13 protein-coding genes are annotated in these 21739 nt (G+C 53.2%); 1 reads left to right on the top strand and 12 read right to left on the bottom strand.

The genetic code is table 11. The features are described from left to right. Window positions 1-7 precede the first annotated feature (7 nt). The 4 genes from E0496_RS12800 to E0496_RS12810 all read right to left on the bottom strand — a co-directional run bounded on the left by E0496_RS12800 (window position 8) and on the right by E0496_RS12810 (window position 10281). A complete protein-coding gene (locus tag E0496_RS12800; protein ID WP_161601398.1) occupies window positions 8-2593 on the bottom strand; it encodes a beta-mannosidase in 2586 nt (861 codons plus the stop codon). Then, window positions 2590-2754: a hypothetical protein gene (locus E0496_RS35570; RefSeq protein ID WP_161601399.1), complete on the bottom strand. Its 165-nt coding sequence runs from the start codon at window positions 2752-2754 to the stop codon at window positions 2590-2592. The genes E0496_RS12800 and E0496_RS35570 overlap by 4 nt, the downstream gene beginning before the upstream one ends. A 16-nt stretch (window positions 2755-2770) precedes the next feature. After that, window positions 2771-8812 (bottom strand): Ig-like domain-containing protein, encoded by a 6042-nt coding sequence (locus tag E0496_RS12805; protein ID WP_206669760.1) that lies wholly within the window; start codon window positions 8810-8812, stop codon window positions 2771-2773. A 104-nt stretch (window positions 8813-8916) separates the two neighbouring features. Further along, complete coding sequence (locus E0496_RS12810; protein WP_206669761.1) at window positions 8917-10281, bottom strand: ABC transporter substrate-binding protein; 1365 nt, start codon at window positions 10279-10281, stop codon at window positions 8917-8919. Between E0496_RS12810 and E0496_RS36160 the strand changes: the two genes are divergently transcribed. Then, window positions 10280-10546, top strand: a complete 267-nt coding sequence (locus E0496_RS36160; protein ID WP_206669762.1) for a hypothetical protein — start codon at window positions 10280-10282, stop codon at window positions 10544-10546. The two genes, E0496_RS12810 and E0496_RS36160, sit on opposite strands and share 2 nt — an antisense overlap. A gap of 39 nt (window positions 10547-10585) precedes the next feature. Here the strand turns inward: E0496_RS36160 and E0496_RS12815 are convergent, their stop codons facing one another. From E0496_RS12815 to E0496_RS12850, 8 genes are all read right to left on the bottom strand, one after another. Next, on the bottom strand, window positions 10586-11494 hold the full coding sequence (locus tag E0496_RS12815; RefSeq protein ID WP_141502092.1) for a carbohydrate ABC transporter permease: 909 nt from the start codon (window positions 11492-11494) through the stop codon (window positions 10586-10588). 16 nt (window positions 11495-11510) lie between these two features. Beyond that, window positions 11511-12413 carry an ABC transporter permease gene (locus tag E0496_RS12820; protein WP_139993490.1) on the bottom strand — a complete coding sequence of 301 codons (903 nt, stop codon included), beginning with the start codon at window positions 12411-12413 and terminating at the stop codon, window positions 11511-11513. A 223-nt stretch (window positions 12414-12636) separates the two neighbouring features. Continuing rightward, entirely contained in the window at window positions 12637-14973 is a 2337-nt protein-coding gene (locus tag E0496_RS12825; protein WP_141502093.1) for a helix-turn-helix transcriptional regulator, read from the bottom strand. A 78-nt stretch (window positions 14974-15051) separates the two neighbouring features. Then, window positions 15052-15822 (bottom strand): sugar phosphate isomerase/epimerase family protein, encoded by a 771-nt coding sequence (locus E0496_RS12830; RefSeq protein WP_141502094.1) that lies wholly within the window; start codon window positions 15820-15822, stop codon window positions 15052-15054. 159 nt (window positions 15823-15981) lie between these two features. After that, the gene (locus tag E0496_RS12835; RefSeq protein ID WP_141502095.1) at window positions 15982-17052 is read right to left on the bottom strand and encodes a Gfo/Idh/MocA family protein; all 1071 of its coding nucleotides are present in this window, start codon (window positions 17050-17052) and stop codon (window positions 15982-15984) included. Between the two features lie 390 nt (window positions 17053-17442). Further along, a complete protein-coding gene (locus tag E0496_RS12840; protein ID WP_141502096.1) occupies window positions 17443-18525 on the bottom strand; it encodes a peptidylprolyl isomerase in 1083 nt (360 codons plus the stop codon). Then, the gene (locus tag E0496_RS12845) at window positions 18506-19960 is read right to left on the bottom strand and encodes an alpha-L-fucosidase (protein ID WP_141502097.1); all 1455 of its coding nucleotides are present in this window, start codon (window positions 19958-19960) and stop codon (window positions 18506-18508) included. Before E0496_RS12845 ends, E0496_RS12840 begins: the two co-directional genes overlap by 20 nt. Window positions 19961-19983: 23 nt before the next feature. Continuing rightward, window positions 19984-21738 (bottom strand): glycoside hydrolase family 35 protein, encoded by a 1755-nt coding sequence (locus E0496_RS12850; protein WP_141502098.1) that lies wholly within the window; start codon window positions 21736-21738, stop codon window positions 19984-19986. Window position 21739: the final 1 nt, after the last annotated feature.

A 21739-nucleotide genomic window follows, 5' to 3' on the forward strand; every position in this document is an offset into this window, starting at 1 on the left:
CGACTCATTAATTCCAGCTGAACAGCTCGATATCTTGTTCATCCTCTTCCAGTGTCGGTTTCTCAGCGACAAGCTTGCGGTATTCGATCGTTCTGGACTCGCCAGGCAACAGATCGAAGTAATTGTCCGAAAACACGTAGGCACCATGAAGCAGAACGGCTTTGGCGAACTTGTCTGCGATAACGGTCACTTCTCCTCCTTCGGACCCGCTGACGCGGGTTTCAATTCGCACTCCAGAGGACTGCAGCTTCATATCCGCGGGAACTCCGGCGAAGTAAATGCAGCGCTCGGCGCCGAACGGCCCGGTAATCTCCATCACGGCTATCCGATTGTCATTCAACAGCAACGCATCAAGCTCAGCGAGCGGCGCATCTGCGATGATAGAAGAAGTACCCGGTCCGAGCGTAAAGGCGATCTCGCGCTCCCATTCCGCAGCGGAGCCGACCGCGTCTTCCAAATTCAGGATGCGCAGCTTCGCCTTGCCGCGAACCTCATCCGGCAGGTCGCTGCATACCCAGAATGCATAACGGCTATCGGCTTTGTTTCGCTCGATCGAAGCGATTACTGGCCTTGCGGCTTGTTTGAAGCCGTAGTATCCGGCCTTCGGAAACCCGTAATAATCGACGAGACTCCATCCGCTCGCTGGCCAGCAATCGTTGTACATCCAAAACAGAATTCCTCCCGTATAGGGACGGTTGCGCCTGTAAGCTTCGACAACAAGGCGGGTCAATTCGTGCTGAACAAAGGACATGTTTCGAATTTGTTCGACCCTGGAAGCAGGCGTCGGCGTCAGCTTATCAGCCAGCGTTTGAAGCGCCCCAAAGAGTGAAAAATCGACGAGCCCCGGGTGGTTCTTCGTATGATATTCCAGCATGTCGAAAGCGGGATCGTTCAAATCCTCTTCGCTCATGAATCGGCGCAGCGTATGAAGCTCGGGTGTGCCGAACATCGGAAACTCCGGACAGAACCGACTGAGCAAGCCCTCAAAATAAGCGCGGTAATCGCGTAAATCCGTCTTGCGGAAGACATCGAACATCTCAAATAATGCTCCGGTATAATGAGCGGTACCGATCGTAAACGAATTGTTCGTCATGCCTCCGTAAGGACTGGTAGGCAGAAAGGGCCGTTGCGGGTCCAACTCCGCGCACAGCCGGCCCGTAATCCGCTCAGCGATGGCCCGGCCGATGTAGTCCGGATCTTCTTCATTGCCGAACATGCCGTTTTCGTTGTCTCCGTTCCACCAGACGAGGCTCGGATGATTCCGCAGCGAGCGAATGGCGGTTTCCGCCTCAATCGCCAACGACGCCGTCCATTCTGCATCCTCTTCGGGATAAGTGCCGCATGCCATCATAAAATCCTGACAGACGAGCAATCCCAGCCGGTCGCACTCTTTCCAGAACGGCTCGGGTTCATAGATGCCCCCGCCCCAACAGCGAAGCATGGTCATGCCGGCATCGCAAGCCAGTCGCAGAAGATGCTCGTAATGCGCAGCCGGAACGCGCGACGGAAAGGGGGAGCACGGCACCCAGTTGGCTCCCTTGCAGTAGATTGAAACTCCGTTCACAAGCAGCGCAAAGCCGCTGCCCGGCCGGCCCCCGTTTGCATCCCATTCCGCTCCGGACGCGCGCAGCCGGTCGGTCATCCGCGCTTCCGCGCTTCCGGGTTGGTCCTGCAACTGCTCTATGCGGACCGTGCGGATGCCGAAAGTACACTCCCTTACATCGACGACGACGCCCGTCTCCGTGACTAGCCTAGCAACTGCTCTATACAATGGCTGTTCACCGTACCCGGCTGGCCACCACAGCGCAGGCTCTGCCAAATCCGCCGACAGCTCCAGTTGGTTGCCGATCAGCTTTTTGGAGGATTCCCATACGGAATGGCCGCCCGGATCGAGGATCGCCGCCTCCACGCGAAGCGCCTGCACGTTATGCCGGCGCGTCTCCACCGCAAATCCGATTGAAGCTCCTCGGCCATCAATCGCCTTCGTATACACATGAAGATCGTCGATGGCCGCGAGCTCTTCAAATACGAGCCGAACCGGACGCCAGATGCCGTAGCTTACAAGACGGCCTACCCAATCCCAGCCGAAGGTACACTGCATACGCCGCACATACAGGCGTTCGCTCGTAAACGCCGCGCCGCGGCCGATATAAGCTTTGCCCTCCACACCGTCGGCTATGGTGCAGAACCTGACCACAAGCTCATTTGTTCCTGCCCGCAGAAGCCCCGACACGTCGAACCGGTAACGGATAAACATATTGTCGGTTCGAGCTAGCCACGTCCCGTTCAAATAAATCTCCGAATACGTATCCAAACCCTCAAATTCCAGCACCGCTCGACTAAGTTCAAGACTGTCAACCACGAATTCGCGGCGGTACGCCCACCGCCAGCGCTCGACCCACTCGCATTCGTCTGCCTGCTTGCGGTATCCTATGTCCCGGATCAGCCCAGCCGCCTGCAAATCCTGGTGCACGTGTCCAGGCACTTGCGCTTCGATCGCAATTTTCGTCTGATTTCCCGTCGGCCCTTCGTCATCACCATCTCCCTCGCCTGTCAATTGCCATGCTCCCGTCAGCATCAATGTCCGCTTCATGTCCATTGCTCCCCACTATCTATAAACTTGCTTTGTGCCGCTTCGTTGTTGGTTTTATGCCCGCTGCCCCAATCGGTCCATTCTGTTCGAACCGTACCACCGAAGAATGTGAATCCCTCATCTTGGGTATCGCCCGGCGGTCCCATATCCTCGCCGGGCATCCACCTGAGGCACAGACTATGGTATCTGAAATACAACCGTCGAATCCGCCGCGATATTTTGCTGAACGTTCGGGAGCGCTGTCCCATAGGTCATGCCGAACGTGTAGGTTGCCGGCAGCAGCTCCTTACGGACTTTCCCGCCAACCGTGCTGCCAATGACGCGCCAGCTGCCTCCCGAATAGAATTTAGCCTGGCCCCCGTCCACCGAATTGCCCAGCGCGTCCTCCAGCCCAATTAGAACATTTGTCGTCCGGAAAACAACCGTGCCGTCGTCTCCGATATCCTGAACCAGCTCGTTGTATGCGCCCTCGTACGTCATTCCGAACGTATAGGAGCCGGCAAGTAGCTCCATGCCGATTTGCCCGGCTCCCGTCGTGCCGATCGCCTGCCAACTGCCGCCTGTATATACCCTCGCACTGCCGCCTGCAAGCCCGTTGTCCCCGCTGTCCAGAAGCTGTACGCGCGCCTTGACCGTTTGGAAGACGACCTCTGCCGTATCCACCGCCGTATTCCTAGCCAGCTGTTTTGTTACGCCCCGATAAGTCATGGAAAACGTATAGCTCCGTTCCGGCAGCGACTTGGTCGCTTGGCCCGAGGCGTCCGTAATCCCTAGTTCCTTCCAAGTGCCGTCAAAATATTTGACCATGGCGCCACTAATCGGGTTACCCTCGCTGTCCTTTAGCTCGATTGTCGTAGCGGTTGCTGTCAGGCTGAAGCTGACGCTCGCCGCCGTCTCCGTGTTGCCCGCCAGGTCAGTTGACTTGTACTGCACCGTATAGGAGCCTTGCTTGCTGAATACCAGCGCCGTCGAATACGGCAACCACGTTGCGCCGCTGTCCAGGCTATATTCCGTCTGCTGTATGCTGGATATGTCATCGGTCGCCGTCAGCGTCAGCGAAACCGGTCCTTCATACGTGCCGCTCGACCCGTCCGGCGCCGGACTGAGGCCGGCCGTCGTAACGGGGGCCGTCGCATCGACATAGACCATCGCGGACATCACGAATCCTCCGTCCGCTGTCGTCGCCGTGATAACGGCCGTTCCTTCGTCGATGGCCGTCACCGTACCGTCACTATTAACCGTAGCGACCGCCGGATTGGCCGAGCTCCAGACGACGCTCTTGTTCGTTGCATTAGCTGGCAGCACCGTGGCCACCAAGGTTTCCGTCTGACCGAGCGGAATAACTGTCGCGCTCTTATTCAGCTCGATTCCCGTAGCAGCATAGCTCACTTCCCGAACCTCGACGTCGTCAACATAGAAATCCTGAACCGCGCCCAACTGCTCGGTATAGAGATACAGACGCGTATCCGTAACCACCCCGGTTTCCTGAATCTCGTAAAAGCCCTGCGCTTGGACCCACCCGGCATAGCCAAGCGTCGCGCTCGTAAACAAAATTTTCTGTTGCACTACGCCGTCCAGCTTGTATTGGAGACAGATACGCAGCAGACCAGGACTGGTCGGCGCGGCTCCCAACTTGCCCCATGCGGAATAGTAGTAGAGTTTGCTTTTCTCCACCGCAACGGGCATAAAGACCGCGGCGTACCGATTATTGTTCATTTTGACGACGCGCAGCCCCTGAGCCCCGTTGCGATGCTCTGATGACACAAGGGATACTGTCGCGCTAGAGCCATAATACGCCGACGGCAGTGCGCTTCCTTCCATACCGCCGTCGACAATAAGATTACTCTCTAACACGGCATTGGCCGCAAGGCTCGGACTGAGTGCAACCGTCACTGCGGTCGTAGCCACGAAGCCGCCATCCGCAGACATTGCGGAAATCTGCGCCGTCCCCAAGCCTTTGCCGTAAACGGTGCCGTTAATATCGACAACCGCCACTTCCGGACGATCCGAGCTCCAGATCAATTCCTTGTTGCCGACTCCGCTTGCGGGCTGGAACGTCGGCTTAAGCGTCAGCGTTTCCCCGTAGTAGACGGTAGTGGCTGCTTCCAAACTTAAACCCGTAACGTTGACCCAAGTCGGGCTCGTCGAATAGGTCACCGGCCTGGCCTCGACATCGTCAACGTAATAATCGTGGTTGCCGTCAACCTCGGTATAGACGAACAAGTATACGTTGGAAACGGCGCTTGTTTCTGCGATAGTGTAATTGCCCTGCACCTGCGTCCATTTCTGTGCGCTTAACCCCGGACTTGTGTACATGATAAATTGCTTCACCTGTCCGTCCACCGTGTACTGCAAACAAAGTCTCAGCGGCTCTGAAAGCGTCGGTTCGGCCGCCAGCTTAGACCAGATCGAATAACGATACTCCTGGCCCTGCACAACGCCGTTAAGCTTGAACATCGCACTGCTGTATCGGCCATTCTTTATGACCTTCAACGATTGGCGGCCGCTGTGAAACTGCGAGCTATCCAATCCCAGCGCAGTGTTCTGCGTCATCGCGCTAAGCGTCTTCCCCTCCATTCCGGGATCAGTTACTAGGTTATCGCCCAAGATTGACAGCGAAGTCTCCGTATCCAGCCGCACGGAATCGAGGCTAAAATCGCCGGAAGACCGCGTCGGTACGATCTTGATCTGACGAATGACGCCGGTCCAGCCGGCAGCCGCAGTCGCATCAAATACATATTCCCGGTAGAGCGGTTCGTTCGGCAGGATGTAGGACGAGATCATCTTGAGCTCATTCCAGGCCGTATCTCCATTGACCGTATAGTAAATCCGCGCTTCGTTCCCCGCAGTCCCATTGCGAAGTTTTACCCGAATGCGCTTAATGGAAGCCGCGTCCAGCTCCAGCAAGTCGGGCGAGCTGATGGCAGGCTCCGTCGCGCCGGAGACGCCCAAGGAAACGCCGTCGAAAGTCCCTCCCAACACCACGCTGCCCGCAATTTGCCCGTTTGCCATCCAGCCGTCCGCGAACTCGAAGTCCCAGAGGACCCCGCCCGGATAAATCCCGATCTTGCCCGTGATATCGTCCCAGCTCACGGTTGAGCCGAAAGCATGCCGGAGATACGTGAGCGGCGCGAGCACCGTGCCGTTCGGGAGCAGGACAGGCGAATGGTCCAGCGCCACGAACTGACCATCCTTAAGTGCCGCCATGCTGCCGACCGCCAGTTCATGCACGCTGCCTCCTTTGGCGGAAACACCGATCAGCTTCTGCGCCGCGGCGTCCCATTCGGACTTGACGCCCATCAGCAGCCACACATCCTTGATCGGAATCATAGGAACATTGTCCAGAACAAGCGGCGGTTGACTGAAGCTTCTCCGCTTACCATCCAAATATAGCTTGATGTCCGTGGAGTCGTCCGCGACCGCCCGGATATAATCGATGCTGATCTTGCCCGTCGCTGAGATCGGATCGATCCGGATTTGCCGAATGTTCCCCGTCCAGCTTTTGTTCCTCCACATTTCGACGTAGTAGTCCGTATATCCGTCGTCCTGCGGATTCACGTAGAAGCCCATCGCTTTCGTCTCGTTCCAGTCCCCGTCGAGCTCCGTTGTAAAAAACACGCGGCCGTCAATATCGTTGGCGTCATTCTTCATCCGGATTTTCAGGTAAGGAACGTCCTCCGCCCGAATGCCAAGATGGTCCGCGGATATAATACCGGGGTCCGTATTATTGGAAGTGCCCGTAAAGCTCCCATCTGCGACGCCAGCCGAGACGATCTGCTTCAATACGCTCCAGCCCTCGCTGTCGCCGTCGGTGTTGAATTCCCAAGAGACAACGGAATTGGCAGAAATGGCGGGGGGACTCAATGTACGGTTCGGCACTATTCTGCCCGCAGGGTACAGAACACCGATCCTGTCTTTCTGATCCTGCGACGGTACCGCGTCCGTATGCGATCCAGCCCCAGCCGCGAATACGTCGCGGATCGCATCAACGTACCCGAAGCCGGCCAGACCCGCAGGCATAAGAAAGTGCCCTTCACCGAATTCGTTCCAATTGTCAAGCATGACCAGCTTTTTGCCTAGATTGTCCGCGGACAAAGAAGGGATATAACTATCCTTCGTCCACTGCGCCAGCGATTTGAACTCCCCTGGCGTCGCATAATACCCGGAGGCTAGCCCCCATGCCGTATCGTCCCGTCCCATGCTCAAGCCGGCAATGACATCAAGCTGTCCGAAACCGCTTTCGGTCGTCAGCCTTAGCTTTTGGAATTCTTGATGCCCGCCGAAGGAGCCCCACGAGTAGGCGTACACCGCGTCGAAGCCCGCCGATCGGCGATTGATTAAATCTTGTGCGCTAGTGCCGTTGTATACGTTCAGTATAATTAGGTCGTCGAAGCCGGCTGCAATCGCCGCGTTCCGCAAGTAATCTATGTCTGCTTTGGCGCCGATGATCGAGCCTGAAAGCTTGACGAATTCGTTGTAATTGTAAATAGTAAACACAGGCTTATTGTCGATTTTCAAATACCTAGGGTCCTTAAAATAATACTCTACCCAATAAGGCACCAGGTTCGTCCGGAAGTCGTTGCTATCGGCAGCCCTGGAGTTTAGATTCTCCCACATGATCGCGAACTGCAGTTGATCACTGTATTGTGCGTTGAAGTAGCCATCATGCAGGGCATTGGACATAAAAGGGTCCTTGACTGGCGCGTTCTCGCCGCCGATCGGCCTGAACCAGCAAGACATCTGGAATCCGATGCCGTGCTCGACCATCCATTTGATTTCCCAATCCGCCGTCTCCGGGTTGCCTTCGTCATAGAAGCCGAGATAAGGCGTCCTGTCGGGAAACGGATTAATCATGTCCCAGCCTAGATGAGTTCCCTCTCTCCACATCGGACAGCTCTGTACTCCGACAAGTTGGTCTCCAGTGCTTACGGCAACAGGCTGCGGCACGTAATCCTCCTGCAGCGGCGTATTCTCGTATACGAGAATGTCGTCGAGCCACATCGTGCCTTTATCGACGGCGGAGGTCGAGAACCGGATGCCGTCGATAAGTGAAATTCCCTCATCCAGTTCGATATCCTCGGCCTGCAGCTTGCCGTTTATATAAATGTCGGCTAAGGGGGCTGAGGAGGTCCACCTCAGCTTCACCTTTAGGCTGTACCACAGGTTGGCCTTGTAATCGTACAACTCAACAGGCAGTCCATCCTTATCGAGGTACGACAGTTTCCCGTTCGACGTGACCAGTTTCAGCGCAGTATTGGAACCGCTCCGCAGCTCCGCAGCGAGACCGTTCGTCTTCACCGGGATAAACAACTTAAATTCCGCGGTCAGATCGTCGGTCAGCGGGGCGAAGCTCTTGGCAAGCTCCATAGCGCCAGCCGCGGACGCGGCATTCATCCGTATGCTGTAGAGATCCGGACGCGGCGACATAACGTACGGCTGGGAGGAGCTGCCGCCGCTCATCTGTTCCACGGCAATCGTGCCGCTGGCGGCGCTCGCTGACCAATCCTGGGGCAAGAAGCCGCTCACGACAGACAGCAGCCGCTCGTTGACGGCGTAACCTTTGTAGATTTTGAGCGGCGTGAAGAAAAAGTCTCCCGTCGAGGAAGCCCCCGTTGACAGTTGGAACCTATTCAGGGCATTGACCGAATTGGCGAAGCTTGCGGCTGTCGCTTTCTTAACGCCGTTAACGTACACATCCGCCTGTGAGGAGGTCAAATCGGCAACCACCTTGATCCCATACTCCGTATTGGCCGAGTAGGCTTGCAGCGTGTGGATGCCGCCGCCGGACGTTTCCAGCACAAGGTTGCCGCCGCTCGTCGCGATGCTTACACCGGGTGTATCACCGTCTAGCAGTTGCCACTTAATGCCATTAATAATTGCCAGCGGCTTGAAACGGTACTCCATCGTGAGTGTCGTTTCACTTTGCGCAGGAAACTTTCGGCTCATGGATACTGGAAGAACGGAGCTCGTATCGCTGACCTTGAGCGTTGTGGCGTATGTGCTGACGAGCGCGCCCCCCGCAGCGCGAATGTCCCAGCCGGAAGGCTGGCTCTCGCCGGGCACCAGATTAGAGAGGAACGAGAAGTCCTCATCTACCAAATATGCGGCTCCCTCCGGTGGACTATCCGCAGCAACCGCATGGGGCCGGGCCAACACCAGGAAAGCGCATACAATTGTCAACAAGCTTAACGCAGTCCATCCCCTTATTCCCTTAAACATCATTATGAATTCCCCTTTCTTTGGATAATGATTTATGAATTGGTCTAAACAAACGGCGGCCTACTACCTTGTAGCAAAGCCGCCGTTTCTTGTTTATCATCGTATTAGCTGTTTTCCGCTTTCCAAGCATCGAACTGCTTTTGGGCTTCGGCCAGAATTTTATCCATGCCGGCAGCGTTCATCCGCTGCTGCAGCTCCGTGTAATACTTCTCGAAGTCCGGCATTGAGCCGGTTGTCAGAATCGGGGTCGATTCCTTCTGGAGGGCACTGACCTGTGCGATTTCATTCTTCACCGGCTCGGAGTTGAAGATGAACCCGAGAATGCCTGACGGTTTCCCGTTATCGTTGTTGGCCTTCATCGCTTCCAGTGCGGCTGTGGAGTTCCAGTTAGAGTCCCATTGATCCCACAGTGGCCCAAGCCAGTTGTGCCAGATCGCCCACGTTTGTTCCGATCCGCTTGTCGCCTCGATCGTCGGATTGTCTTCCTTCACGTTGCCAGTCTTGACGGTGTAGTTCTTGCCTTCAACCCCGTAAGCCAGCGTATTAAGCAGGTACTTGTCGCCCCAGATCAAATTGAGCAGCATCATTGCCCTTTCCGGATTTTTGGAGGTGGCGCTGATAGCTGAAGCGGCGGACGTCATTGAGTTCGTTGAGATCGTCGGGTAGCCGGACATCGTCTCCACCGTTGGGAAGCCGTACGTAGCCGTCGATTTCGACCCGTCCTCGGTGTAGCCGCCCGAATCCCGCATAACGGCATATTTACCCGATTTGGCTTCAGCCAGATAATCTGTCTTTATGGCGGCATCCTTGGCGATGTAGCCTTTCTTGTAGAAATCGTTGATTGTACTGTAGTTTACCTTGTTCTGAGGAACATCGAGAATTTTAACGATGCTTCCGTCCAGCTCGCTGTACGAAATGCCTGGCGTAATCGTTGTGTAGTCGTACAGGGTAATGCCGGAAGCCGTTCCGTTGGCCGTAGCCAACAGCGGAATCATGTCCGGCTCGTTCTTCTTGATCTCGGCCAGGAACGGCTCCAGATCCTGAATGCTCTTGACGCTCTTATAGTCGAAGCCGTACTTCTCGACGATATCTTTCTTGAAGACGTGCGCACCGGCCGGTGAATACGGCGTCTGGGCGGGAATAGCCATGATTTTCCCTTTGTAGGTAACCGCTTTCCAGGCGCGTGGGTCGACCTTCGCCAATATGTTCTGCCCGTACTTCTGCAGCAGATCGTCAAGCGGCATGAAGGCGCCCTTCTGCACGTTGTCGTTGATCCGGTTGGACGCAAAGGTGGTAAATACAAGGTCATAGGGCTCGCCAGCAGCCGAGATCAGCTTCATCTTGTCTTCCCAGCCGGCGTTGTCAATAAGATTGAGATGCAGACTAGCGTTTAGCTGTTCCTTAATGATTTTGTTCGCTTCCGTTTCGACCGCTTCCTGATCCTTCATGTTGTCGATCGGCTTTGGCATGTACCAACTAAGCTTCACAAACTCTTCGGTCCCTTTGCCGGCCTCTCCCTCGGGTGATGCGGACGGCGAGGCGGCTTGCGAAGCCGGCTCCGTTGGCGCGGGACTGCCGCTTGGGCTGGAGCCCCCCTCTTCCTTCGAACTGCAGCCGACGACGATCAACATTGCGGCCATAATTGCGGACGTTCCCGTTACAAGCCATTTCGATGCCTTTTTCTTTCTTAGACTCACCTGGAATGCCTCCCTTAGTTTAGTGCTTAATCTATAATTAACAACCGCAAGCGGACAAGCCTTATGGTTGTAATTATCACCCTTTAACCGACCCGACCGTCAAGCCTTGCACAAAATATTTCTGGAACAATGGGAATACGAGCAGCATCGGCCCCGCGGCCAAAATGCACATCGCCATTCTGGCGCTCAAGGAAGGGACCATCATACCTGGCTTTACCAGTCCATATTCAATGGCTTCCGCCGAATTCAAATACTCCATGTTTTTCAGGACGCGGATGAGCAAGTACTGCAGCTTAATCAGATGGTCTTGTTCGACGTAGAGCAGGGTCAGCCACCAGTCGTTCCAGTATTGCAAGGCGAAGAACAGCCCCAAAGTCGCGAGTGCTGGCTTGGAGATCGGGAGAACGATCTGCGCAAAAATTCGCAGCTCGCTTGCCCCGTCGATTTTGGCCGATTCGATGAGCGCCTCTGGAATCGTTTGCAAGAACCCCTTCATCAGCATCACGAACCATCCGCTAATTAAGTAAGGCAGAATGAGCGCAAGCAAATTATTTTTCAGCCCCAGCCACTTGACCATCAGAATGTAGGAGGGCACCATGCCGCCGTGAAAGAGCATCGTGAAGAAAATGAAGAAAGCGAGAAACGACCGCAGTCGGTAATCCTTGCGTGAGATCGCATAAGCGTAGGTGGTTGTCACCCACATCCCGACGAGCGAGCCGATAACCGTTGTCAGAATCGTAACGAAATACGAGCGTAACAACATCGCAGGATCGTGTAGAATGACGCGATAGGCATCAAGCGTGAAGTTCTTCGGAATGACAGAGTAGCCGAACTTCACAATGTCGCTCTCACTCTGTACCGAGGTCCCGATAATGACCAGGAACGGGAAGATGCAAGCGGCGCACAATACAATAAAAATCAGATGAATGAACAGCTTACCGGTAGTTACCCTTCGTTCAGTGAGCGTCGTCGAATGTGTTTTCATCGTTCTTTCAGTCCCCTTAGAAAAGAGAGTTTTCTGGATTGATCTTTTTGACAATGGTATTGGTCGCAAGCACCAGGCAGAAGCCGACGATGGATTGGAAGAAGCCGGCTGCCGAAGCCATCCCGATATCGCCTAGGTCGACCAGGGACCGATAGACGAACGTGTCGATGACATCCGTGGTGCTGTAGAGCAAGGAAGAATTCAGTGTCACATTGTAGAACAGACCAAAATCGCTGTAACAGATGCTGCCGATCTGCAAAATGACCAGCATGACGATCATTGGTTTAATGATCGGCACCGAGATGGAGAAGGCCTGCCTAAGCTTGCTGGCTCCATCGATCTTGGCCGCATCGTAATATTCCGAATCGATGCCCATCAACGCCGCATAATAGATGACGGAGCTGTATCCGAGCCCCTTCCACACGGCTGCGACCACAATAATATAAGGCCAATATTTCGGATCGCTATACCATAGGATCGGCTCCTCGCCCATGGAGACCAGCAAGCGATTGATGACGCCATATTCCATATCGAACAGCGAGCGGAACGCAAAACCTGCCACGACCCAGGAGATAAAGTAGGGAATGAACAGGATTGTTTGATAGGCCTTCACGAAGCGTCGGCTCAATTCGTACAGCAGCAGCGCAACGATAACGGAGAGCGTCGTGCCAAGTACAATGAAGGTCAGATTGTAGAGCAGCGTGTTCCTCAATACGCGGTAAAGGACATCGCCGCTGAACAGGAAACCGAAGTTTTCGAATCCGACTGAGGGGCTGTTCCAGATGCCAAGATTATAGCGGTAGGATTTGAAGGGCAGCAGCAACCCATAAAGCGGCACATAATTAAAAACAATGATGAGCAAGAAGCCCGGCAGCGCCAACATGGACAAGCCGGCATTTTTCCGGATACTTTTAAGCATACGTTCCTCACTTCCTTTTCCGTGTTGCGTCTGACAAGCGATAACCTCACTGTAGGCCAGGAAAGTAGAATTGTATATTTTAAATCCGGTAATATCCTGCAAAAAAGCGTCGCTGGAGCTTCATTTGCAGCATTTGCACCATTTATAAGGCCGTTACAGCAGCAAAAAACCGGAGCTCAGCGCAGCAACGCCGAAACTCCGGTTCGATCTTCTCGAAGCCGAACTATATGAATTTATTGACGTTCCTCTGAAGGGCGTATTCCTTCGGCGTCACCTTGTATTTCTTCTTGAACAGGCTGAAAAAATACGTTTCATTCGTAAAACCCACACGCTGTACGACCTCGTAGACGCTCAAATCCTCCTGGATTAGGAGCTCCGCCGCTTTAGTCAGCCTCACGCCGTTAATTAGATCCGGAATCGACAGCTGCGTCGCTTCCTTATACATTTTGCTCAGGCTGCGGGAGGAAATCTTCATAATGGAAGCGATTGCGGGTAAGCTCAGGGAGGAATCTCGATAGTTCTTATGGACATATTCCGTGACCGCGTCGACGAGAAAATAGTTCAGCGATTCCGCATTGCCGACCGTTTCCTTGTTGATGGAATCCTGCAGTCCCTCCCGGACGATCCGATGGATTTCGGCCATCGTCTCCTTCTCCAAAATGTGGCGGCCAATCGAGGCGATCTGCAGCGCAGGTGCGGCGGGCGCCTTCGCTTCCTCCAGCGCTTTGATCGCCGCGTCGACCAGCCGAATGATCGAGACAAGGGCATTGTGATAGTTCAACTTCTCCATCTCTCCGAATAGATTCGCCAGAACCTCCTTCATGGCGGCAACGTTGCCCGACTTGATCGTCTCCGCGAGCCAGTCTTCCAATTCCTTCGAATAGCCGGCTCTTTTATTCTCGGCGTTCTTGCGAATGCGTGCGTTCGTAATGATGGAGCCGTGTCCGAGCTGAAGCCGGTACATCGCCTGATCCTGCACCTGATTATACAGCGCATGCAAGCCGCTCAGCGAATCTGCCGGGTCGCTGAGCGAAGTCGTGAACGTTACCTTGAAGTAACGGCTGAATACATCCTGCGCCTCGGTTAGTAGCGTCACCAGTTCAACCGGTCCGGACACGTCCCGCTCCGGAAGACCGACGATCAGCAGCACGTGGTCCTCCTTCATATCAATTCCTTCGTTCGGATATTTCCGGGCGACGAGTTCAGAGGCTATATTAATCAGCGCAAACCGAAAGGTAGCCTTATCCTTGGCGCTGTAGGCTTGCTGGAACTCCTTGTAGCTATCGATTTTCAATAAGCATACCGCGTAAGAACCTTCCACAGGCAATGAAATCCTCATTTCCTTGAACAAAGCCGCTAGCTCTGTGCGCGTTATATTGAATCGTTCGTCCAGCAGCCGGCTTAGCCAATAATGCCGCATTACATCCTTGTATTCGTCCTTCTCCTTGTAGAAAAGATCGAGCTCCTCCATCGACTGCCGGTAGACGCTGTTCAAATAGGAGATTTCGTCGATGACCTCGTCATCGCCCGAGCGGCGCGGCCGATCCATGCGGATTGAATTCACGAGATTGCCGAACGGCCGATAAATTTTGCGGGAGATTAGAATAGACACGACAAGTGCCAGAAGCAAGGCAATCAACGTAATGAAAATAATGCTGGTCCGCAGTCTGACGATATATTGATACACTTCGGGTACGGGCTGTATCTTTAACAGCGTCATTCCGGCGCTCCCGACATTCGAATACGTAATTAGGTAAGGCGCGCCGCCGCGCTCGCCCTCGAAAAAGCCATCCGGATCGCTGTCCGGATGGGCGCTTCTGTAAGCCGACAATTGAGCTTTTGCCCATTCCATAATTTCATAATCACCCGTGCCGTCGTTCAGATACTCTCCGAATTGGTCCAGGATGAAGATGCCGTCGCCCTTGCGCTTGTCGATCATGTTGATTTGGGCGATGTTATTCAGCAGCCATTCCGACCTGACGTTGACAATAACGACGCCGTCCGGCTTCAGATCGTCGGGCGAAGTTTCATACATTAAATAGGAGAATACATGCTCAGGCCTCGTCTCGCTGTTCACGAGCTTCCTGATGTTGCGGAAGATCGGCTTCATCTTTGGAGGCAGCTGATCCTTGCCGTACAGCGCGTCGAGCAATTCGTCATGAAAAAACACGGGGCTGCCCGCATTGTAGGTCTGGTCCAGATTCCGGTTATAGATCGTAATGGAATGAATATACGGATTGGTCGAAGTGATCGAGCTGGTAACTTTATTCAAGCGGTTGGCCACGTCGACCATATTTTCCAGCTTCGCGTACATGACCGCGCTCACATCGCTGTTCAGATAAAGCGATTTGCACAGGTTGGCGATCGTCTCGTCCATAAACGCCATATTATATTTGACCTGATAAAGAATCTTCTGATTGGAAGCGTACTCGTTCTTCACCAGCAGCTTCTGGGCGTTGATGTAGACGACCGTCGACAGCGCAACGATCAGGAGCAGAATCGCCACGCTTATCCATAGCACCATCTTCGTAAAATAAACCTTGATTCCAAATCGCTTCATGCGGATATCTCCCCCCGGTTGCCGTCATGACCCAACAATGGCGAAAAGACTGGCATGCGCCAGTCCTTCGCGGATTTTTTACGCCCCGTGCTCCAAGCGGTCCACCAGCTCGTACAGGTGCTCCAGGCTGCGCCCTACGCTGTCCAATGGGTCGCCCTCGCACATATCCTGTTCGACGACATACCATTCGACGCCGTTATTCTCGCCCCACAGGAGGAGCGGCGTGAAATCGATAATGCCCGTCCCGATTTCGGCATAGACGCCGCGTCCATCGCCGGACATATCCTTCAGATGAACCGTCGGCATACGGCCGCTGTACGGCACGATAAACGCCGCCGGATCGTATCCTGCTTTTTTTAACCAGTATACATCAATTTCCGCCAGCACGGCATTATCATCGGTCGGCTCGATCAAATAGGACAGTGCGTCCATTCCACGGACGCTAGTCTCGAACTCGAAGGCATGGTTATGGAATCCGACCGTGAAGCCATCAGCCCGCAGCTCCGAAGCCGCCGCGTTCAGCTCAGCCCGCAACTTGATATACCCCTGCTCATTACGCCACTCGTGGGGCACGGATGGACAGATCAGACGTTTCGTCTCCAGCAGTGTCGCCTCGGCTTTGACATTCTCCGCATCAGAGCGGAGACGCTCGACGGAAATATGCATGCCCGCCACCTTCAATCCAGCTTCCCTCAGCACTTCGGCAATCGTTTCTGCCGCAAAGCCGTGCAAACCTGCCGTTTCGACTCCGCCCCAGCCCATGCGGCCGAGCTTTCTTAGTGTCGCGGGAAAATCCTGCTCGCATTCCTTGCGCAGCGTGTACAGCTGAACAGCAAATTTGTGCTTCAATTTGCAGCCTCCTTCGATTATATTTACCAGGCGGTTTCCATCTCGCCGCTAATATCGGACTCTCATTCCGGCAGTTGCGCCACGTCCTCATGCTCGAACGGCAAGGAGCCCCGAATCCAACCGACCTTGCCGCCCTTTCGAATCCATTGCGTCATTTCCCTATTTCATGGCGTTAATTATCATTCCGAATATTTTGAGATCCTGACCATAATCTTCCGGCGTCGTCTTGGGGGGCAATCCGTTGGCGGCTACCTGATAGAAGTACTCCAGCTCGCATGTATAAGCGTCCTTGTAGGTCGGACGGATTACCGTTTCCTCCAGTGCCTCTCCAATCGTCTCGCGAATGTGAAGCGTTGTCGGCAATTGCCGCAGGTACGGGGTATCGTATTGCACAAGCACCGATTTGCTTTCCCCAAATACCTCAATGTGGGCATCGAACCTCCCTTGTCGATCCATGCCTGTCTCGAACAGCACGTTATATCCGTCGAACTCGAGAATCGCGGTTTTGAATCGGCCGCCCTGCGTCGATGCAGCCGCCTTCACGCTGCGGGGGACGCCAAGCATCTCGCGCATGGCGGATATATCATGGCTGTTCAAGCCCAGCAAGAGAGCGTACGATGCATAATCCTCTGCGGAAGCCTCACCGACGGCTTCCTTCATAAGCCGGACATGCCTTTCCTTGCGATCCTGTGCTGCCTCGGCAGGAATATCGTCGAAGCGGTAAGCATGGATCCCCGACTGTCCCGTGAAGAAGGCGTTAGGTCCGATGATGCCGCGCACCCGTGCGTAATTGATCGGCCCCAGCCCCCGGACTTCTTCCAAGGCCCGCAGGTAAGCCGGCGCAAATCTTCTCATATAGCCGACCATGACCTGAGCGTCCGAGGCATCCCGCTCCCGAATGATTTCGCGAACTTCGGCTTCAGTAATGCACATCGGCTTTTCGACGAACACATGAATGTTTCTTCGCAGCGCCGCAACGACGCATTCGGTATGGTATTCCATATTATTCAATACTAGGACGGCATCGAGCTCTGTCCATTTCAGCATCTCTTCGGCGCGCGTATACAAATTCGTAACCCGATACTTCTCTCCCATCTTGGCGAGCAACTGCTGCGAAATGTCACAGAATGCAGCGAGCTCGTAAAGCTCTGGCAACGATTCCAGAATCGGCAAATGAATAAGCTGGGCAACTTCCCCGACTCCGATGATTCCAACTTTCAATTTGGTCATCCCGTGTTCCCCTTTAGTTTAATCGTTCTTCCGGCAGAATAGGGCAGGCCTGATCGCTAGCGCCAACCCTACTCCGTCCATTCCGGCAACCCCAGTTTAACTGCCGCACTCCAGGGGTGTACACTTCAATTTACGTCTTTTCCTGCGATTAAAGGCTGAAGGTCGCAAAAACGAGGAATAAACCCTGTTTAAAGCATGCGAATTATTGCATGATCGGGGAAATGCGGTATAAGGTTACTGAACAAAAACAGCCATGGATGCAAATGCATTAACCCATGGCTGCCGCTAATTTTAAAATATAGCACGTCTGAAAGAACCTCTTGTACAATTATTTCTCCGAGAAAAAATTAAATGAGTCGACTCAAGGGAAAAATCGTTCGCTTAATCCAGCTACCCTTCCGTTGCCTTCAAGCGGTCATATGCACTTGGATTGACTTTGACCGTAACGGCTTTGACCTTCTCCTCCAAATAGCGATTAAACTTATTCGTAAGCACCTCGCTTTGCAGTTGCGACTCCACGCTTGCAAGCGGCACCGCGAAGCTTTCCTTTTTCTCAATCAGCCGAATAATCGTAAAGCTGGTGCCTGTATCAATAACGGAAGAATGCTCGCCAACCTTTAATGGTTTAGCCGCTTGCTGCAGCATGAAGTCTGCTTTTAGCGGCGATTGTTGATCATTCAGAATGATGGAGCTCTTGCGGATGCCATCCTTGCTGTATTCCTTCGCTACCTCCGAGAATTCGGCTCCCGAATCTAGGCTCTTTATGGCTAGATTTATGCTTTCGAGGACTTCTGCTCTATCTCCATCACTATACGGGATAGAAAATTCATCGAAGGTGATTTGCGTTTGATTCTCAAACTCTGCTTCATGCGTGCGGTAGCTCTCGCTAACCTCTTGTTCTGAAACCTTCAATTCATCCTCTCCAAGCTTTTTCTCGAGATCAAGCCTTACATTGCTTAAGGAGTAGAAATAGTATTGGCTGAGCTCATACTCTCCTAGCCCAAAAATAGCTTCTCCCTTTTCCAAGCTTTTGGCTCTGCCTGCATTATTTTGCTCCCAATTCATCACAAAGCTCTGAAAAGAGCTGTCTTCAATGAGCCCCTTCTCCATAGCTAGCAGCTGCAAGGTTTTCCCTTTTACAGCCTCATCCATCGCTTGTTCCTTCAGCCTATCAATCGGACGCTCATCGCCAAATGTTTCCGTCCAATAGTGTTTACTGTCCTCTGCCCCATAAGTGACATTGAAATAGTTGGTGACCTCGCCTTTTTCCTTGCTCATATAAAGCAGAAATTCGTTGTGCGTGACGGGCAACCCGCCGACCTCCATGATGACTGCGTCCCCCTTAGAATGAGACGGCAAAAAGGCTGCCGCCAATAGGGCAGCAACCACTACTATTCCAACAGCCGCAACGATTAATGCACGCCGATGCTTGACACCGGTACCCATCGATTGGTTAGCCACGGTCCGGTTCATGTTTCTCCTCCATCCGCGTCCAGTAGACGCTACATTCGCTTACTGTCGGATACCATCTGGACTCGGTAATTTGAATGCGGAGACGTTCGGTTTCAATCGGCTCGAAGCGGCAAATCTTCTTGTATCCAATCACATTTCCTTCGTAGAAGGTTTGCCACTTTTCTCCGTCAAACCACTCTAAATGAAACTTCTCAATGCGCTGGCCTTCCGGCAAATATTCTTTGAGCACAATGCGGTCTATCATTTGCTTGCCGCCCAGCTCTACCTCTAGCCAAGCTTGTTCAATGCCGGCAGAGGGGCGCCAATACGTCTCTTTGAGACCATCCGTTATTCGGGACCCCTCATGTTCTTCACTTTTGCAAACAGAGGCAACCACCCGTGAACCTGCAGCTGCATTTCTGCGATACATTCTCCCTAACCGTTCTCCAAGCTCTCGCATTCGCTGCTCATCATTCTCGTGAATAAGACCTCGCCTGTCAGGTGGAAGATTTAGCAAAAAGGTAGAGTTGCCGCCTACCGTTCGCTCATAGAGATCGACAAGCTCCTCCGTTGATTTAACCAAGGCATCTTCATTTTCATGATAAAACCAACCCGGACGAATAGAAGTATTGACCTCTGCCGGATACCAAACGACGCGTTCTGCCTCTGCTAGTACATGACGGCTTCCCAAATCCTCTTCATCCGACCCGATACGCCTCGAGAACTCGTCGCCTTCTAATTGCTGCGAATTAGCTTGTATTTTCTCGTTATCCTGCAGGGTTGCGGGTACGACACTCCATTCCACTTTCCTTGTATGACCGGCTTCATTGCCGCACCACCTGACATCAGGACCGCAAACCGAAATGACCGCGTGAGGCTGATGCTTGCGAATCAAGCTGTAATAGGCATCCCAGTCATAGACTTGCCGCTTGCCGTTCGGTCCTTCGCCGCATGCGCCATCAAACCATACGCAAAACAGCTCTCCGTATCCTGTTAACAGCTCATGCAACTGATTCAGAAAGAAGCTGTTGTATCGTTCGGAATCTCCATAGCATGGTTCATGACGATCCCATGGGGATACGTAAATGCCGAATTTCAATCCGGCCTCATGGCAAGCGTCGGATACTTCCCTTACTAAATCACCTTCGCCGCTTCTCCAAGGGCTGCTCTTTATAGAATGATCCGTCCACTCGCTTGGCCATAAACAGAACCCGTCATGATGCTTGCAAGTCAGAATAATGGCTTTCATCCCTGCGCTTTTGCATGCGGCTACCCATTGCGCTGCGTCCAGCTCTGTCGGATTAAAGAGCTGGGGCGACTCTTCCCCCGTTCCCCATTCCTTATCTGTAAACGTGTTTACCGTAAAGTGAATGAATCCGTAAAACTCGATTTCTTGCCAGGCCAGCTGCCTGAATGATGGAGCGACAAGCGCCGCTTCTATAACCGAAACACTCATTCTCTAACCTCCTTAATAATTAATCAGCCTAAATCCGCTTGATCGGTTAACGTAACTACGGCTTCGGCAGTGCCGTGAAGCTCGAATACGATGAACTCATTTACTCCAGCTCGCAGGAAAGGAGCAGGAATATACAATGTTTTGGTTGGACCAGCATCCCAATACCTGCCCAAATGAACACCGTTAATGAAGACATTTCCTTTGGTCCAGCCATCAAGGGTGATAAAAGTATCCGCGGGCTGGTCTATCTCAAGCATCCCTTTGTAAAAAACAGGCTGGGAATTCACCAGCTCCCCTTCCCCTTGTTGCTCCGTAAACACCAGCTCGCTTAAGCTGCTTAATGGCAGCGGATAAATGGTCCAGCCGTATAGAAACTGGTTATCTAGCCTTACCCCCTCCGTAATTCCTTTCGGATCACGGAGATATGGCCCATAATTAATACGGCCCATATTTTCGACCAAAATATCCAAACGAACACCTTGTTCCGGTACGATTATTGGCAAGGTACAAGGTGCCCAACGTTCAATGACGCCCCTATGTTCACCGTCGACAAAAACCAAAGCCCTGTCTCTTACTTCTTGCAGCGTCAGCTGTGCCACTGATCTCGGGCCTTTGACAAAAATCGAATAAAGGATATAGCCCTGCGATTGGCCCAGCTTCTCCATAGGCTCCGGACAAGCCCGCAAGATGGGCTCTGAGAGGGCTTCCAACTGCTCGAACAAGCTTGCTTGCTGCTTCATCACTACTCTTCCATAGGCTCGTTTGGCTATGGGCTCTGGCAATTGCAAAGAGGGCAGCTGGACATGCTTCTCAAGCACTTCCCGCACTGCATAAAACTTAGGCGTGGGCTCTCCCGACTCATTAAGGAGCGTGTCGTAATCGTAACTATTTGTAGTAGGCTCATATTGATGAATATGGTTGGCACCGTTATAGAAACCAAAGTTCGTTCCCCCATGAAACATATAGAAATTGACCGAGGCGCCTGCGCCTAGCATTTCATCCAAAGCCTCTGCTACCTCCGAAGGCGGCCGAGTTTGATGGCTTTCCATCCAATGGTCAAACCAGCCATTCCAGAACTCCATACACATAAGCGGGCCATCTGCCTGATATTCTCGAAGCTTATGAAAGGCCTCTGTCGGCTTTGAGCCGAAGTTAACTGTCGCAAGTACACCGTCAATCATACCTCCTTGCAGCATATGGTCTTCCGGCCCATCAGAGGTGAAGAGCAAGACATCCATTCCCCTGCCCACCATTGCGTCACGAATATAGGAAAGATACCGTTTGTCATTCCCATAGCTCCCATATTCATTCTCGATCTGAAGCGCAATAATCGGACCACCATTCGGACATAGCAGCGGCTTCAAACGCGGAAGCAGCTCGTCGAAATATTCATCTACATGCTTCAAATAACTCTCATCATAACATCGCAATCGCAGATTGGCATCCTCAAGCAGCCATGCCGGCAATCCGCCAAATTCCCATTCCGCGCAAATGTAAGGGCTAGGCCTTACAATCACATGCAATCCTAATTCGCCCGCTAGCCTAACAAAGCTTTCCAGATCATTCTGGCCTGCAAAGTGAAACTCCCCTTTGCGAGGCTCATGGATGTTCCAAGGCACATAGGTCTCTACGGTATTCAATCCGCAAGCCTTCAGCTTCAGCAGTCTATCCTTCCAATATTCAGGCACGACCCGGAAATAATGGATCGCTCCCGAGAGCAGGCGCACAGGCGCGCCTTCGTACATGAATTGATCCCTTTGCACTTCAAAAGTTGCCAAT

It is taken from the genome of Paenibacillus luteus (genome assembly GCF_006542765.1).
Taxonomy (GTDB): domain Bacteria; phylum Bacillota; class Bacilli; order Paenibacillales; family Paenibacillaceae; genus Pristimantibacillus; species Pristimantibacillus luteus.